Here is a 16,602-nt window from a genome sequence, read left to right as displayed (position 1 = left end):
ATGCAAAAGGTTGGTTATTTTAAATCGATTCACGTAAAAATTGTATTCATCTATATATTACTTATCATTATTGCGATGCAAATTATTGGTCTATACTTTGTAAAAGAGCTTGAGAAGACATTAAGAGAAAATTTTCAGCATGCTATTTCGGATCGTGTAAGTCTACTAGAATTTAGTGCGAGAGAAGAGATATTGAAGATACGAACAGAAGGAGACGAAACTTTAGAGCAAAGTTTGCGTTCTATTTTGTCTGGACTCGACTCGGATGACATTAAAGAGGTTCGAGTAATAGATGCAAGGTATCAAATTCTCGCATCTTCAGATATTAACAATCAAGCAATTGTTGGACAAAGATCAATGGACGATATAGTAAGACGTTCTATAATGGCAGAAACAGCTTTTGATAATATTTCTCTTGATCAGGAAACTAGAAAACGAATTTGGATTTTAGCAACCCCTATTGTTTCTAAAGGAGAAGTTATTGGATCTTTATATATCGAATCCAATATAGAAAATGTGTTTGTCCAAATGAATGAAATTAATCAAATTTTAGCAGGTGGAACAGCGGTAGCGTTAGCAATAACAATTGTACTTGGTATATTAATAGCACAAACAATTACACGACCTATATCGGATATGAGAAAGCAAGCGCAAGCGATGGCAAAAGGTAACTTTTCCAGGAAAGTACGTGTATATGGAGATGATGAAATTGGTCAACTTGCTATTGCCTTTAACCATTTAACCAATCGATTACAGGAAGCTCAATCTACGACTGAAGCGGAAAGAAGAAAGCTTGCTTCTGTTCTTACCAATATGACAGATGGTGTAATTGCAACAGACAGGAAAGGAAGAGTTATTTTAATCAATGATCCAGCGCTTCAATTTCTCCGTATTCCTAGAGAAATGGTCTTAAATCGTCCTATTATTTCTGTATTAGGAATCGACATGGCGCAATCATTTGAAGACTTAATTCATTCCAAGGAATCCATGACACTCGATTTTAGCACACAAGAAAGACCTTTTATATTGCGTGTAAATTTCTCCGTTATTCAAAAAGAAACAGGTTTTGTGAATGGATTCATAGCAGTTCTTCATGACAATACCGAACAAGAGAAAATTGATATGGAACGGAGAGAATTTGTAGCAAATGTTTCTCATGAATTGCGCACGCCTCTTACGACCATGAGTAGTTATTTAGAAGCACTAGCGGATGGAGCTTGGAAAGACGAGGAAATTGCACCATCCTTCCTACAAGTTACCCAAACAGAAACACAACGAATGATTCGCCTAGTAAATGATCTACTTCAGTTATCAAAAATGGATAGTAGAGATTATGAATTAACTCGTGATGTTGTGAATTTCAATCAATTTTTCAATCGAATCATTGATCGTTTTGAGTTATCTAAATCACAAAATGTAACTTTTCATCGAATCCTTCCGGATGTACCATACTATGTAGAGATAGACACCGATAAACTAACGCAAGTAATTGATAATATTATTTCCAATGCATTAAAATATTCACCAGACGGTGGAAATATACGATTTGGTATAGTTGGGAAGGACCAAGAGTTGAAAGTTATGATATCGGATGATGGTATGGGAATACCTTCTGAAAATGTAGAGCGTATTTTCGATCGTTTTTACCGAGTAGATCGTGCTAGGGCAAGATCTATGGGAGGAACTGGCCTAGGATTAGCGATTGCCCGGGAAATGATTGAAGCACATGGAGGTTCCATTTGGGCAGAAAGTGAAGAAGGTCTTGGAACAACGGTATTTTTCACACTTAACATTGAACAGGATGAGGAAGGTGAGTGGGATTGAAGTATATCGAACAAGTAAAATCTTTCATTTTACTCTTGCTTATCCTGCTAAGTTTGACGCTAACCTTTACTATATGGACCTATTCTCCAACTTACGATACGATTGACACTCCTCCAATCGTTGATATCTCCATTGCGGAGAAAAAAAGAATAGAAGATTTAGTGAAGCCTTATCGTATATTATATAGTCGTGGGGAAACGTTGACTGGTTCAGAGACCCCACTTAACATTGAAAAAGTATTTAATTCCATGAAAACTTGGGAACCACAAACATTAGAACTTGTAAACACCAAAGCTAGTTTACAGCAAATAAATGATTTTATTACAACTTCCAATCGGGTAACGTTCTTCTATCCTACAGATGTTCCTATTAAGATATTTGGTAGCATCTTTTCATTTGCTGATCATAATTTACCAGATATCTCTTTTAATCGTTTAGTAATTGACTGGAATGGTCCTTCAGAAGATGAAATGGTATTTTATTTTATTAATACAACCAACCAAAAGATATATAAAACTCTTGTTGATAAAGTAGATAAAGAAGCATTTTCAGAACGGATCATTAAGCAAACTAGTAATTTTCCACCATATAATGAAATAAAAAGACCAGGTAAACTATCTCTGTATGTTTCAAATAATCCAGAAGATGTAAAAGGGTTTACGTATATTTTAGAGGAAATTGAAATTTCTCCAGAAAAGTTTAAAAATGCTCTATTTAGTTTTCCTATTCTCGTTCGTAGTAATTCTAAAGGAGCAAGAGAACAGCAATATACCGATGATAACGCGTTAATGACGGTTAACTTTTTGTTAAAAAGATTAAGTTATGTGCACCCTGCATCGGAAAGTCAGAATTCTGGTAATCCTACCGAACTCATTCAGCATAGTTTGGATTTTGTTAACGAGCACAGTGGTTGGACGGACGAATATCGATATAATCGCATAAATCCTGCTACCCAGCAAGTTAGTTATCAACTTTACTTAAACGGTATACCTGTTTTTAGTAATGATACGTCTACTGAAATCACTCAATATTGGGGTGTGAATCGAGTCTATCGATATATTAGGCCGTATTATACACTAAATAATTCTTCTCCTATTAAAACAAGAAAAATACAATTGCCATCTGGTCAAGGCACGTATGATTTGATGTCTACCATTTCAGATTTAAAAATGTCATCTGTGGATGACATGGTAGTGGGTTATTATTTGTCGCAAGATGATCAACAGCTATTTTTAAATCTAGAGCCATCTTGGTTTTATTTATCGAAGGGTATATGGGTTCGAGTATCTCCGGAATTACTGGGAGGTGGCAAATTTGGATTGGAATAAAACAAAGACTATCTTTATTATTGTTTTTTCTATTTTAAATGTATTTTTATTTTCTCTTTACTTAAATAGGTATAATGCAGCGCAGGATATAGAAGTTCGTAGCGATACTCCAATAGAGGAACGATTCTTACTTGATAATATTAAGGTTCCAAAAATGGAATCTGACATTTTGGGAGCCTCTTATGTTTCTGGAAATCTTCATACTTTTAGTGCAGAAGAGTTAAATAACTTACCAAACCAAAAAGTAGAAGTAAAAAGCAGCTATCAACTTACTAGTACGTTTGATAAACCACTTCCAATTACGGAAGAAAACAAGTTGGAAAAAGTACTTCAAGAAAATATAATACGTGGAAACTCTTATGGATTATGGAGCATAGATGAGGAAAATCACTCCGTTACATTTTTTCAAAAAGTAAATAATCGACTAGTTTATAATAATAAATATGCAAAGTTAATTGTTTATTTTAATGATAAACAAGAGCTCGTTAGTTATGAACAAAGTCTCTTGGATAATCTGGAAGACTATAATGAATCGAAAAGCTTATTGTCATCTATGCAAGCGATTAAAGTTCTATATAAACGCGGGATACTAAAGCCTGATTCTACAGTAAAAGAAGTTAATTTAGGATACTCCACATTAGCCCAACTAGAGGGAACGCAAGTATTTGCACCAACCTGGCATATATTAGTTAAACTTTCGGATGAAACGTCGGAAGAATACTTTGTAAATGCAGTCGAAGGAAGAATAATTGAAATTCCAAAAGAGTCGGAACAAACAGAAGTAAAGTAAGGAGTTCTAACAATGAGATTTAGTGTATTAGCAAGTGGCAGTAGTGGAAATGCAGTTTACGTGGAAAGTGATGAGCATTCTTTTTTAGTAGATGTGGGACTAAGCGGTAAGAAAATGGAGCAACTCTTTAGTGAAATTGGTCGTGATATAAAAAAACTGTCGGGTATTTTTATTACACATGAGCATAGTGATCATATTAAAGGACTTGGTGTAGTAGCGAGGAAACATGGTGTGCCTATTTTTGCAAATGAAAAAACGTGGTCAGCGATGGATTCGCTTATTGGAAATGTACCAGTTGACCAACGATATCAATTTGACATGGAAACGGTTAAAACATTTGGTTCAATCGATATACAGTCATTTGCAGTATCCCACGATTCGATAGATCCCATGTTTTATATTTTTCACGAAAATGGTCGCAAACTTGTCTTGATTACTGACACTGGTTACGTAAGTGACAGGATGAAAGGACATATTAAGGGAGCGGATTCCTTTGTCTTTGAGAGTAATCATGATGTAAGCATGCTTCAAATGGGACGTTATCCTTGGTCTGTTAAGCGAAGAATCTTAAGTGATGTGGGACATGTATCCAATGAGGATGCAGCTGTTGCGATGAGTGAAGTTGTGGATATTAAGAATACAAATATTTATTTATCTCATTTAAGTAAAGACAATAATATGAAAGATCTTGCTCGTATGAGTGTTACTCAAACACTTGAATCTTGCGGTATTATTACGGGAGAATATGTACATCTCCATGATACCGATGCAAACGTGCCAACTGAATTAGTTGTTGTGTAAAAGAGAAAGTTCCGAAGCTATTTTAGCCTTTGGAGCTTTTTTATTTTTTCTAAAATTCTACATGTATGAATCAACTTCATGATTCAAATTTAGAGCATAAAACACGAACAATATTAATGTGAAATGTGAGAATATGTATCATATACTCTTCATAATAAATAAGTATGATTTCCGCTATCGGCGGACGCTTTCCGCGGGGTGAGCGATGAGCCATCACCGCCGCATTCTCGTCGCTTGTAATGGCTCATTTGTCTCACTTATCCCGCTGGAGTCGACGCCTGTCGCTCCAATCAATAAATTAAGTATTGTTCTTGTTTTAATAATTAAGTGCTATTTATGAAATTAACTCGTATGTTTTATTAAACTTTTAATTGATTTTCATCTTATTTTAATGTTAATTGGGTAAATTAATAACATAAACATATATGTAAAATGAAAGGAAGATGAAAAATGGACGATTACAATCCATATGAACCACAGGAAGAACCTAAAAAGGAAAAGAAAAAAAGTTTGGCAGCATATTTCTTTAGTGCTTTAGCAGGAGTAATGGTAGGTGCATTGTTGGTTTGGTTTTTAATACCTTCTGTGTTAACCAATTTACCAACTAATAACGGAACGAAAGCAACCAAAACTTCTATGGAAACGCAACAGCTTTCAGTTGATGTGAACACGGGTGTTACGGAAGCGGTGGAAAAGGCTTCTGGTGCAGTAGTTGGTGTATCAAATATTCAATCTGTAACCGACTTTTGGAGTCATTCAAAATCTACGCAAGAAGCGGGAACAGGGTCAGGAGTTATTTATAAAAAAGAAGGAGGAAAGGCGTACGTCATTACGAATAACCATGTTGTTGAAGGTGCCAAATCACTAGAAGTAACATTAGTAGATGGAACCAAGGTAGAAGCAAAACTTGTAGGTACTGATATTTGGACGGATTTAGCAGTTCTTGAAATTGACGCTAAGGGAGTAGATTCCGTCATTACATTTGGTGACTCAGATGCATTAAAACAAGGCGAAACTGTAATTGCCATTGGTAACCCACTAGGACTCGATTTTTATGGTTCTGTAACCACTGGGGTTGTATCTGGTAAAGATCGTGCAATACCAGTAGATATTAATGGAGATGGTGTGGTAGATTGGCAAGCAGAAGTTTTACAAACAGACGCAGCCATTAACCCTGGTAATAGTGGTGGAGCGTTAATAAATTTAGCTGGCCAACTTGTTGGGATTAATTCCATGAAAATATCCGAGGCAGCTGTTGAAGGGATAGGTCTCGCAATTCCTGTTAACTCCGCAATCCCAATTATTGAGGACTTGGAGCGTAATGGTAAAGTTAATCGTCCTTCTATGGGCATTACATTAGTTGATGTAACAAATGTACCTGCAATTCATCAAAAAGATACATTGAAGTTACCAGCGGAAGTAACTACAGGAGTAGTGGTAAATGAAGTCGTTCCAAATTCACCTGCAGCAAAAGCTGGAATGAAGACTTATGACGTTATTGTAGAGATGGACGGAGAAAAAATAGAAAATACAATTGAATTAAGAAAGCATTTATATAACGAAAAAGAAATTGGTGACGAATTAAAAGTAAAAGTGTATAGAGAAGGAAAAGTTGTGGATCTAACGCTTAAATTAGTGGCTACAGACAGTTTATAAAGATGTGGATAACTTTATAGTATAAATAAAAGATTTACACAGCGAGTAGGAAAAGAAAAGCTGTTCTTTCCTACTCGCTTTTCGTTTGGTAAAATAGGTTGTGGATAACAAAGAATGATTTGTGCATAACTTAGTGAATTATTCGTAAACAAAAGGAAGTGAAAAATTGAGAATATTCAGTTGTGAAATTCATATAAATCAAGCTTTAGACATGTTTGTAGCAGAACAAAAAACCTTTCCAATGTTAGAAAAACTATTGAACGAAGAAAAGTTATCCACAAAATGCACATACTGTGATCAGCAAGCAGTATATATTGTAGAGAGTGAAAAATAGAACACAATATGTAGATAAGTGTTGTGGATATGTGGATAACTCTTGTGGACAACTTGTTTGTAAATGAATTGTGAAGGTGGATAACCTGTGAATATACAAATTATCTCGGTTGGAAAATTAAAAGAAAAGTACTTAAAACTGGGGATAGAAGAATATGCAAAACGATTAAGTAGTTATGCAAAAATGGATTTGGTAGAAGTGGCGGATGAGAAGGCACCAGAAAATCTAAGTGATGCTGATATGGAGATCGTTAAGAAAAAAGAAGGAGAACGCATTTTAGCAAAAATCAGTGCAGATACATATGTTATTGCACTTGCAATTGATGGTAAAATGAAATCTTCCGAGCAACTAGCAAGTGATCTCGAATCCTTAATGACGTATGGAAAAAGTAAAATTGCATTTGTCATTGGTGGCTCACTAGGTTTACACGAAGAAGTGCTGAAACGATCAGATGAAAAACTCTCATTTGGGAAGATGACGTTGCCACACCAATTAATGAAGTTAGTATTGATCGAGCAGATTTATCGAGCATTTCGCATTATTAAAAATGAACCGTACCATAAGTAAATGCGGTTTATAACTAAATTAGAGCTACTCTGTGAATATTAAACAAGAGTAGCTCTAATTTTATTTGCAGTGTGATTTATTAGTTAATATGAATATATCAATTTCTCTAAAGCCCCCAATTTTGGCGATTACAATTCGAATTGTTTTTTTTCAGCCTTATATGTAATATGATTAGATTAGTAAAGAGGCGCCTGATCATAATGTAAACCAATCGGGCTATTAAGGACTGTGGATCTCCCATTTATGCTTCTTGCTACAAATAAGCCTAGCTCGAGGGAGTTATACTACCCGTTATCACGGTATAAATATTAATAATAGAAGTGATTTTTAAGCTCAAGGAAAGAGGCACATTATGAACAAACCATCCATTTATGGATTAACATTAGATCAATTGAAGGAGTGGCTTTTAGCGCATGGTCACAAACCGTCTAGAGCATTACAAGTGTGGGATTTACTTTATAGAAAACGTGTAACGGATTTTTCTGACATGAATGAGGTAAATTCGGAATGTGTTCAATTATTGGCGGATACCTTTGTGATTCAAACATTAACACAACACATTAAGCAAGAAGCCGCAGACGGAACGGTTAAATTTTTATTTAAATTACAGGATGGCAGTTTGATCGAGACGGTCATGATGCGACATAAATATGGGTTATCTGTTTGTGTTACGACACAAGTAGGCTGTAACATTGGCTGCAGTTTCTGTGCGAGCGGATTATTAGCAAAAAGTCGCGATTTATCAGCTGGAGAAATTGTCGAACAGATTATGAATGTTCAACTTCATCTCGATCAAATAGAAAAAGACGAACTTGTAAGTCATATTGTCGTAATGGGAATTGGCGAACCATTTGATAACTTCAATAATCTATTAGATTTCTTAAATGTTGTTATAGACCATAAGGGACTTGCGATTGCAGGTAGAAGAATTACTGTTTCGACAAGTGGAATCGTTAATAAAATTTATGAATTTACGGATGCGGCAATCCCTGTAAACTTAGCGATCTCACTACATGCACCAAATAATGAACTGAGAACGCGTATTATGAAAATAAATCGTGCCATGCCGATTGAAAAGTTAATGGCATCCCTGAAGTATTATTTAGCCAAAAATAACCGTAGAATTACGATTGAATATATTTTACTGAAAGATGTAAATGATCATAAAGAGGAAGCGGAACAACTTGCTGAACTTTTCAGTGATTTTAAGGACCGATTGTATGTAAACTTAATCCCGTACAACCCGGTGGATGAACATAGTCAATATCAAAGAAGTGAGCAGGAATCAGTGTTAGCTTTCTATGATACGTTGAAAAAGAATGGCGTCAATTGTAAGATCCGTCAAGAACACGGTACGGATATTGATGCAGCTTGTGGACAGTTACGAAGTAAACAGCTTAAAAAAGATGCCCAGCAGTAAGTGATAAAGTGAACCTTCAATTAGTGGGGGTTTTGACACGTAGGACGTGCTAATGCCCGTTATTGCAGGATAAATTGAGTACAGAACTACTTAATTTGTAATTTGGTGAAACAGAAGTAAAAACCGCACTTTGCTATATCACGGAGAGCCTTACCATAAGTAATTGAGGTTTTTAATTAAATAAAAAACTAAGGCCGATTTTCTATACTAATAGAAAATCGGCCTTTATAAATCATATAAAGATTATTTCATGTAATTTTATTACTGTGCAGTTAATCCGCCATCGATAACGAATTCAGAACCTGTTGAGTAGCTTGAATCATCAGAAGCTAAGAATAATACCATTTTTGATACTTCTTCTGGTTGAGCAACACGTTTTAATGGAATGTGTTTAGAAAATGCTTCAACTGCTGCTTTTGTATCTTCTTGTACTACCATTGGCGTAGCGATTACACCTGGGTGTACAGAGTTTACGCGGATACCCATTGGTGCTAAGTTGATAGCAGCTGCTTTTGACATACCACGTACTGCGAATTTTGTATCTGTGTAACCTATAGCACCAGCAACTAAGCCGTTCATTGAAGAAATGTTGACGATTGAACCGCCACCAGCTTTCATCATTGAAGCTGCTACAGTTTTCATACCTAAGAATACAGATACTTGGTTAATATCTACGATGCGACGGTATTCTTCTACAGTAACATCAAGCATATTTTTCGCCATAGTAATACCGGCGTTGTTTACTAATACGTTTACTGGACCAAAAGCTTCTTCAGCTTTCGCAATAACTGTTGCCCAATCTTCTTCAGATGTTACGTTTTGTTTAACGAAAAGGGCATTTTCACCTAATTCAGCTGCGAATGCATTGCCTTTTTCTTCATTTAAATCTGTTAAAACAACCTTTGCACCGTTCTCTATGAATAATTTTGCGTGTGCCGCACCCATACCTTGTGCTGCTCCCGTAATAATTGCTACTTTACCTGATAAACGACTCATTTAAAAAGCTCCCTTAAATTAGATTTATTTAAAGTGATAGTTAACTATCACTTTTTTACACTTACTAGTAAACAACTTTCCCGTCCGAATGTCAATCCAAACGGTCGTTATTTATGATGGTTGAATATAGGATAAAAATACATCCTTCATCATCGCGAGTTGTTTGTCCGCAGAAAGCATCGATGCGAGGTTGGTATCATGGGTTGTCAGGCTTGATTTGAATGCGAATAAGCTGAAATTTTGCACCATGGTCATGATAAATACATCCAAATCAACATCTGGTCTTAACGAGCCATCCTGCTTGCCCTGCTCAGCCAATCTTAATAAAATACTGGCTAATTTACTTCGTGAAAATAAGAATTCCGCATATTGCTCAGGCGATTCCTCAGCTATTTTTTCATATAAACCAAAGGACTCGAAAAATTTCGCTAACCGCAGCTGTGGATCCTTCGTTACTCCTATATAATAATCCAAAATTTGCTCGATTTTTTCATATGCAGGCATTGTCTGCTCGACAATCTGCCCTATATTCGTGGCCATTTCATCAGTAATCGCATTCGTAGCCGCAATCACTAAATATTCTTTTTTAGGAAAATAGCGAAATAACGTCGCAATCCCAACGCCAGCAGCAGCAGCAACATCTTGCATTTGTATATTTTTCACACTTTGCTCCAAAAATAAATCCTTTGCAATCTGGATAATATTTTGACGGCGTAGTTGTTTTTGTTGTTCTCTTTTACTCATTTTCGTCACTCCAACTGTTCTTCATACATTTATTGTAACATGTACCAACTTGTATTCGCATCGCGGGAGAATCATAGGTGAAAATGCTAAAATTCTAGAGTTTACTTTAGTCTTCTTTAAAACCTAAATGATTCAGTGTTAAATCTCTATAAGATGCGATTGAAGGTAATACGCTGACGATTAGTGAAATAAAAGTGGTGCTTGAGGGAATCACGGTCGGCAGTAAAACAATACGTGAGCATTTAAAAGTCATTAAGCACCATGATGCAATTTCATATGTCGAGGAGATTGTTTTTAAAGAAGATGATTTTTTAGTAGGACAAATTAAAAATTCAGGAGGAAATGGATGAACTCATGAGTTTGGATGTTCATAAGGCATATGCGATAAAAGATTTTGAAGACTTCAGTACATTAGTATCTGCTGAAGTGGGGTCTTTCTCTTAATCTTTTTTTATAAGAGGTAAATTGTTCTAAAACCGCATTTAGACATGTTACGGTGAGCCTTATCATAAGTAAGTGCAGTTTTTTCAAAAGAATATCCTTCAAAATTATATTTTTATAAATAATAACGAGCAAAGGGTATGTGAAAAATAGTTATTTCACATATCTTATTTTCAATAAAAGGTACTTCCTTGATATGTGTTGAATCATTATATAGAAAACATAAATAAATTTTTTATTCAACAAAAAGACAGATAAATGAAAAATGAATTACTGCCTTCAATTTAAGTGCGGTCCAAGTTGAGCAAGCAAATTTTGAGGATCGACCTATAAATATGCCACGCTTTGTTCCATCAAGTAATCCATATAACTCGTGGACATCTATTTAATCTTTTTCCTCATTTTTGAAACAGAAATTACCATTGCTCCGTCTAACGATTAACGATAAAAGGAGGTGCTCTATGACGCAACTCGAAAAATTTATACATGAGCATGGCGAGGAGTTGTTGAGACTTGCTTATATATATGTGAAAAATAAGCAAGCTGCAGAAGACATTGTCCAAGATGTGCTACTAAAAGCATTTGAGAAGCAAGCGTCTTTTCGAGGAGAGGCCATGTATCGCACATATTTGTATCGAGTGACGATTAATCGTAGTTACGACTATTTGCGAAGTTGGCATTATAAAAATACGATTGTTGGCGAAAAAATTCACCGTTTATTTGGTCGATCGACGGAGCAGGTTGTCGTGATAGAATCAGAGAACCGTCAACTCGCACAAGCCGTTCTTGCATTACCGCTGAAATACCGTGAAGTCATTGTATTTACGTATTACCTAGATTATTCGTCAGAGGAAATTGGCACGCTGCTTAATTGTTCACCGGCAACGGTGCGTACAAGGCTTGCACGTGGTCGTGAAAAACTCAAATCTGTGCTAAAGGAGGATGGTTTTGATGGAACGATTGAAAATGGGTATTGATGAAGTGATTGGCGAAGGGCTTTGGATGACGGAGGGTCTTGCACGGAAAATGGCTGTACCTAGAAAAAGTTCGACGCGTACTCCGATATATGTAATGGTAGGTCTCGTTGCAATTGCTGCCTTATTTCTTACGATTACATTGTGGTCGGCTCAACCAGGAATTTTAAGTACTGCCACAACAAAGGCGCTTGGTGTTCACGGAGAACTATTTAATACTTATTTTGAAGCAATTGATGCACAAGATGCAGAAACGCTAAATCAAGTAGCATCACCAGCTTACGGTGTTGCTGTCGAGGAGCTATATAGTAAATATGAGCATATTAATTTTTCGAAAACAGAATTTTTACGCGAGCTTGATGGCATCACTTGGATGAAATTTATGGTGATAAATAAGAACGGAGAAAAATTGAGAGATGTTGTTACGTACTATCAAATCGTGGATGGCAAAGTATATGAGCCTGTATATGAACATCCGTTTTATATATATGAAAGTTTTGATATTGAAAAAGCGCAGGCGCAAGCCGTTTTTGGTTTCGGTGGATATCGTAATAAGAGCTCTCAGTATGTGGCGATTAATAATGGGAAATTACTTGTGGGCGGTTCTCGTTCCTATAATAAAGTGGAATCGAGCATCGAGTTGTACTTAAAAGAGATTGGCGAGGAATCCATGTTTGAACAATATCAGCAACCCCGTCTTGTCTACAAAGATAATGGGAAGGTTTTATGTTTATCGGCAGATGGATTTGCCATCGTCTTTACGAGAATAGGTGAGCGTATTTTAATGGATAATCATGGGGTCGAATATTATCAGCAAGGAAGATATTAAAAAATATTTCACGGCATTGTTCGTAAGTGTAGGGAAATTCATTTTTTTCTAGTTTGTACAGAGTTATGCAGATAACTAAATACTAGGTAAAGTTATTATTGAGAAGTAAGCAATTACCATGAAGTTTTATACTTTTATGGTAATGGCTTACTTCTTAAAAAGTTTAAAATAAAATTTTGAACTTTTTAAAACCTATTTAAAAACAGGAACTTTTTTCAGTAAAACTGAAACTGGAATAGCAATAATGATCCCCACAACATTTTGAACGATGTTTCCAGGAATAGAGGTCAAAGGTATAATCCAACTACCGTATAGAACTCGTTCACAAATGTAATAAACACCTAACATAACAGGAATCGAAATAATAGTAGCTAGAAGATTGAAAGCAATACTGTTTCCTTTGCGTCCGAACGACCATGCAATTTTTCCAACTATATATCCTTGCAGGCCACGTGCCACAAAGGTGAAGGGTGCCCACAATGTCCAACCAGATACTAAGTCAAATATACCCATTCCTATAGCACCGGCGAGTGCTCCTTTTTTAGGACCAAATACAATGGACGCGATAAAGAGCATAGCTGTTCCAAGATGAACCAACCCTCCATTTGCAGCGATTGGAAGTCTAATATTTAAAACGAGAGTTGAAACGAAAACGAGTGCTATTAACATTGCTGTTAGGATTAAATCAAAAGTGCGTGAGTTTGTATAACTTCTTGTTTTAGGCATAGTCAAAATCCTTCCTTTTTAAATCAGTTTCATATTTACTGATAACCTTAGCAAAGGATTGGTATATTTAAAAGTATCAATTTTGCGAAAAACGTAGGTGTCAGTTTGTAGAAAAGTCGGAAAGTTTGAGTGTGAAATCATGATAGGAGGAAGCTGATCGATTGTATCGGTGATGTTATGCTAATAAAGAAATAGGGGTCACAGAAGATGAAAAGCTTTTGAAATCTGAAAAATCTATGTGGCTGGGGGAGTCTTTTTCGTACTTTCTCTCTCTCACAAGGCTGCTCATTCAACCGGCTCGTGCTACCAAACTAGTTTCGTCAAGCAATTACCAGCCGTATTTGCCAGATCCGAGTCTCATCAAGGATGGCGTAGTTACAGGTAGCAGAGCCAATGAGTTCATGAATTTCAGTTTATATGAGGCGTGGAGAGAGTTGGATGCTTACGATTAAAGAAATAATGCCATCGCAAATGTGTTATAGTACGTGCCATTAATGAAGCTGTCTTTTTTCATGTGGCCTTCTTTTTCAAACCCAAGTTTTTCATACAATTCGATGGCATGAATATTATCATCTCGAGTGACGAGACTAATTTTTTTTGTTATCTCATTTGAGGTAGCCCAATGAATTAGTTGTTCCATCAACTTTCTTCCTATACCTTGTCCGATAAGCTTTTTACTAACAACTATCCCTAACGTTCCTATATGTTTCATTCTCTGTTTTTGACTAGAATTAATGGATGCAATACCGATAATTTCATCCTGTAAAATTGCCAGCAAAATAATGGAGTTCTGTTCTAGTCGTGTAGATTCTATAAACTCTTTATACTCCTCTAAATTACGGTTAAATTCATTTTTCCCAAATGAAAGAAAATCTGTTTCTCCACCTACGACATTATAGAAATCGATCATCTGTTGGGCATCTTCTTTCATTGCCTCTTTTATCATTACTTCATGGTCATCATTTAAATGGAATTTCTTCATGTGTTTCAGCTACTTTCTATTTTGGATGGATGCTAATAGTTTAATTTTAGATCAAATAGAACAAAGACGTCTAGTTCTTGAATTTTTTGTTCTAACTTCTATATTAAAGTAATCTTTTTTTCAAAATGAATAAGAGATGGGGAGATGATATACCTACCGATCCAACCAAATGTTATTTATGAAAAGGATAAAAACTTTACAAAAAAATGGAATTAAATAATTCTAATATGGAAATAATATTTTATGTAACATTAATAGATTACTCACGTCTAATCTCATTGAAGTTGAACGTTAAAAAAAGGAGAGTACATAACAATGAAAAAATTAATGGTTCTTATGTTAACGCTAGTAATAGCTATGATGGTGACAGGGTGTTCTAAAGATAAGCCATCTACAATCGAGTCGAAGTTACCTGCAAAAGAAATGGCAGATCAAATGGTGAAGGATGTCGAACAGCCTCCACTAATAGAATTACAAGCAGATCAAGTGAAGGAATTTTACAATCTAGACCCTGAGAAGCTGGAAGAATATTCGATTAGAATACCAATGATGAATGTATCGACAAACGAAATCGCAATCTTGAAAGTGAAAGATGCTAAAGATGTTCCGACTGTTGAATCAGCAGTAAAAGAAAGAGCGGAAAATGTGAAGAAGCAATTTGAGCATTATCTTCCAGATCAATATGAAAATGCAAAAAACTATAAACTCGTTACAAAAGGGAACTATGTGTTATTGGTCATCTCCGATAAAGCAGACGAGCTTGTAAAAGTTTACGATAGTTTCTTCGATCAAAAATAAGCGACTATGGTATTCAGTAGCCTTCTTTTCCTATTTTTGTTCCTACCGGGCGTTCTAGCTCTATATTATTGTTCGCCAAGGCGGATTAGAAACCTAATTTTATTTTTAACCAGTCTTATCTTCTATGCTTGGGGAGAACCGATTTACATCATAATTATGTTGGTGTCTACTGTCACGGATTATAGCTTTGGTTTGTTGCTTGACAGACCGAAGCTAACTCCATTAAAACGAAAGTGGATTGTCGCATCTTCCATTGTCATTAACCTAGCTCTGCTATCTTATTTTAAATATGCAGATTTTCTCATTCAAAATGTAAATGCGTTGTTGGGAACAAATATCCCTTTAACTGAACTTCCATTGCCCATTGGGATATCGTTTTACACATTTCAATCTATGTCTTACATCATAGACGTGTATAGAGGAACAGCTAAAGCACAACGTAATTGGATTGACTTTGGAACGTTTGTCGCCTTGTTCCCTCAACTAGTTGCTGGTCCCATCGTAAAATATAATACGATTGCAGAACAGCTCCACAAACGATCGGAGACTATCCAGATGTTCGCGGAAGGTGTTCGACGATTCACTATTGGACTGGCTAAGAAGGTGCTACTTGCCAACAGTATCGGTTTACTTTGGCACACCATCTCGAACTCAAATCCAGATTTGATGCCTACATTAACGGCTTGGCTTGGCATCATAGCATTTGCCTTCCAAATCTATTTTGATTTTAGCGGATATTCCGATATGGCTATTGGGCTTGGCCTCATGTTTGGCTTTCGATTTAACGAGAATTTCAACAAGCCGTATGTTGCTCAGAGCATTACCGACTTCTGGAGGAGATGGCATATATCTCTTAGCAGTTGGTTTCGAGAATACGTCTACATTCCGCTTGGTGGTAACCGGCGGGGGTTAGCCATTCAAATGCGTAATATTCTCATCGTTTGGCTGCTTACGGGATTCTGGCATGGAGCAAGTTGGAATTTCATATGTTGGGGGTTGTATTTTGGTGTCATCCTCATAATTGAAAAGTGGTGGGGGTTAAAGCTGCTGCTTTGTCTACCACGTTGGGTAAGGCACCTTTATGCAATTATACTTATTCTAATCGGTTGGGTATTGTTCGCCTTTGATCAGCCTTCCTTGATCGTTCGCTATTTGCGAGCTATGGGGGGGTTCAATCACCAATCGTTTTGGAATAATGAGACAGTTTATTTTTTTTATACGAACGCAGTTTTATTCCTAGTATTGATAATTGCCTCTTTACCTAGGAAGCAATCATCAAGAACAAATGAATTGTCGCTTATCCATCTTGTTTGGTACGGAATTCTCTTCTTTCTTTCCTTAGCCTACTTGGTAGACGCAACTTTTAATCCATTTTTATATTTTCGATTTTAG

General features: G+C 36.0%; 16 protein-coding genes. 12 read left to right on the top strand and 4 right to left on the bottom strand.

What is annotated here, in order from left to right:
* The 8 genes from walK (at window position 1) to rlmN (ending at window position 8,720) form a co-directional block, all read left to right on the top strand.
* Entirely contained in the window at window positions 1-1,824 is a 1,824-nt protein-coding gene (walK, locus tag ACEPXG_RS19145) for a cell wall metabolism sensor histidine kinase WalK (RefSeq protein WP_391205988.1), read from the top strand.
* Window positions 1,815-3,152, top strand: coding sequence for a YycH family regulatory protein (locus tag ACEPXG_RS19140; protein WP_391205985.1), 1,338 nt, complete (start codon window positions 1,815-1,817; stop codon window positions 3,150-3,152). The genes walK and ACEPXG_RS19140 overlap by 10 nt, the downstream gene beginning before the upstream one ends.
* A complete protein-coding gene (locus tag ACEPXG_RS19135) occupies window positions 3,139-3,942 on the top strand; it encodes a two-component system regulatory protein YycI (protein WP_391205982.1) in 804 nt (267 codons plus the stop codon). Before ACEPXG_RS19140 ends, ACEPXG_RS19135 begins: the two co-directional genes overlap by 14 nt.
* Before the next feature lie 12 nt (window positions 3,943-3,954).
* Window positions 3,955-4,743 (top strand): MBL fold metallo-hydrolase, encoded by a 789-nt coding sequence (locus ACEPXG_RS19130; protein WP_391205979.1) that lies wholly within the window; start codon window positions 3,955-3,957, stop codon window positions 4,741-4,743.
* 450 nt (window positions 4,744-5,193) lie between these two features.
* Window positions 5,194-6,399 carry a S1C family serine protease gene (locus ACEPXG_RS19125; RefSeq protein WP_391205976.1) on the top strand — a complete coding sequence of 402 codons (1,206 nt, stop codon included), beginning with the start codon at window positions 5,194-5,196 and terminating at the stop codon, window positions 6,397-6,399.
* Window positions 6,400-6,565: 166 nt separating this feature from the next.
* Entirely contained in the window at window positions 6,566-6,733 is a 168-nt protein-coding gene (locus ACEPXG_RS19120; RefSeq protein ID WP_391205973.1) for a CxxH/CxxC protein, read from the top strand.
* A gap of 87 nt (window positions 6,734-6,820) precedes the next feature.
* Window positions 6,821-7,300: a 23S rRNA (pseudouridine(1915)-N(3))-methyltransferase RlmH gene (gene rlmH / locus ACEPXG_RS19115; protein WP_391205970.1), complete on the top strand. Its 480-nt coding sequence runs from the start codon at window positions 6,821-6,823 to the stop codon at window positions 7,298-7,300.
* A 352-nt stretch (window positions 7,301-7,652) separates the two neighbouring features.
* A complete protein-coding gene (gene rlmN, locus ACEPXG_RS19110) occupies window positions 7,653-8,720 on the top strand; it encodes a 23S rRNA (adenine(2503)-C(2))-methyltransferase RlmN (protein WP_391205966.1) in 1,068 nt (355 codons plus the stop codon).
* 261 nt (window positions 8,721-8,981) lie between these two features.
* Here rlmN and ACEPXG_RS19105 read toward each other — a convergent pair whose 3' ends face one another.
* On the bottom strand, window positions 8,982-9,716 hold the full coding sequence (locus tag ACEPXG_RS19105; protein WP_391205963.1) for a glucose 1-dehydrogenase: 735 nt from the start codon (window positions 9,714-9,716) through the stop codon (window positions 8,982-8,984).
* 111 nt (window positions 9,717-9,827) lie between these two features.
* Window positions 9,828-10,460 (bottom strand): TetR/AcrR family transcriptional regulator, encoded by a 633-nt coding sequence (locus ACEPXG_RS19100; protein ID WP_391205961.1) that lies wholly within the window; start codon window positions 10,458-10,460, stop codon window positions 9,828-9,830.
* Between the two features lie 902 nt (window positions 10,461-11,362).
* Between ACEPXG_RS19100 and ACEPXG_RS19095 the strand changes: the two genes are divergently transcribed.
* Both ACEPXG_RS19095 and ACEPXG_RS19090 read left to right on the top strand, forming a co-directional pair.
* A complete protein-coding gene (locus tag ACEPXG_RS19095; protein ID WP_391205958.1) occupies window positions 11,363-11,878 on the top strand; it encodes a sigma-70 family RNA polymerase sigma factor in 516 nt (171 codons plus the stop codon).
* Window positions 11,853-12,704 carry a hypothetical protein gene (locus ACEPXG_RS19090; protein WP_391205955.1) on the top strand — a complete coding sequence of 284 codons (852 nt, stop codon included), beginning with the start codon at window positions 11,853-11,855 and terminating at the stop codon, window positions 12,702-12,704. The genes ACEPXG_RS19095 and ACEPXG_RS19090 overlap by 26 nt, the downstream gene beginning before the upstream one ends.
* 192 nt (window positions 12,705-12,896) lie before the next feature.
* Here the strand turns inward: ACEPXG_RS19090 and ACEPXG_RS19085 are convergent, their stop codons facing one another.
* Window positions 12,897-13,430, bottom strand: coding sequence for an ECF transporter S component (locus tag ACEPXG_RS19085; protein ID WP_391205952.1), 534 nt, complete (start codon window positions 13,428-13,430; stop codon window positions 12,897-12,899).
* A gap of 448 nt (window positions 13,431-13,878) precedes the next feature.
* Window positions 13,879-14,412, bottom strand: coding sequence for a GNAT family N-acetyltransferase (locus ACEPXG_RS19080; protein WP_391205949.1), 534 nt, complete (start codon window positions 14,410-14,412; stop codon window positions 13,879-13,881).
* A gap of 315 nt (window positions 14,413-14,727) precedes the next feature.
* On the opposite strand from ACEPXG_RS19080, the gene ACEPXG_RS19075 reads away from it, so the two are divergent.
* Window positions 14,728-15,210, top strand: coding sequence for a DUF4358 domain-containing protein (locus tag ACEPXG_RS19075; RefSeq protein ID WP_391205946.1), 483 nt, complete (start codon window positions 14,728-14,730; stop codon window positions 15,208-15,210).
* Window positions 15,211-15,216: 6 nt separating this feature from the next.
* A complete protein-coding gene (locus ACEPXG_RS19070) occupies window positions 15,217-16,602 on the top strand; it encodes an MBOAT family O-acyltransferase (RefSeq protein ID WP_391205943.1) in 1,386 nt (461 codons plus the stop codon).

The sequence above is a fragment of the Psychrobacillus sp. L4 genome (assembly GCF_042944905.1).
Classification (GTDB): domain Bacteria; phylum Bacillota; class Bacilli; order Bacillales_A; family Planococcaceae; genus Psychrobacillus.
Note: the sequence above shows the minus strand (reverse complement) of the source record. Positions and strands in the feature narration are given on the sequence as shown.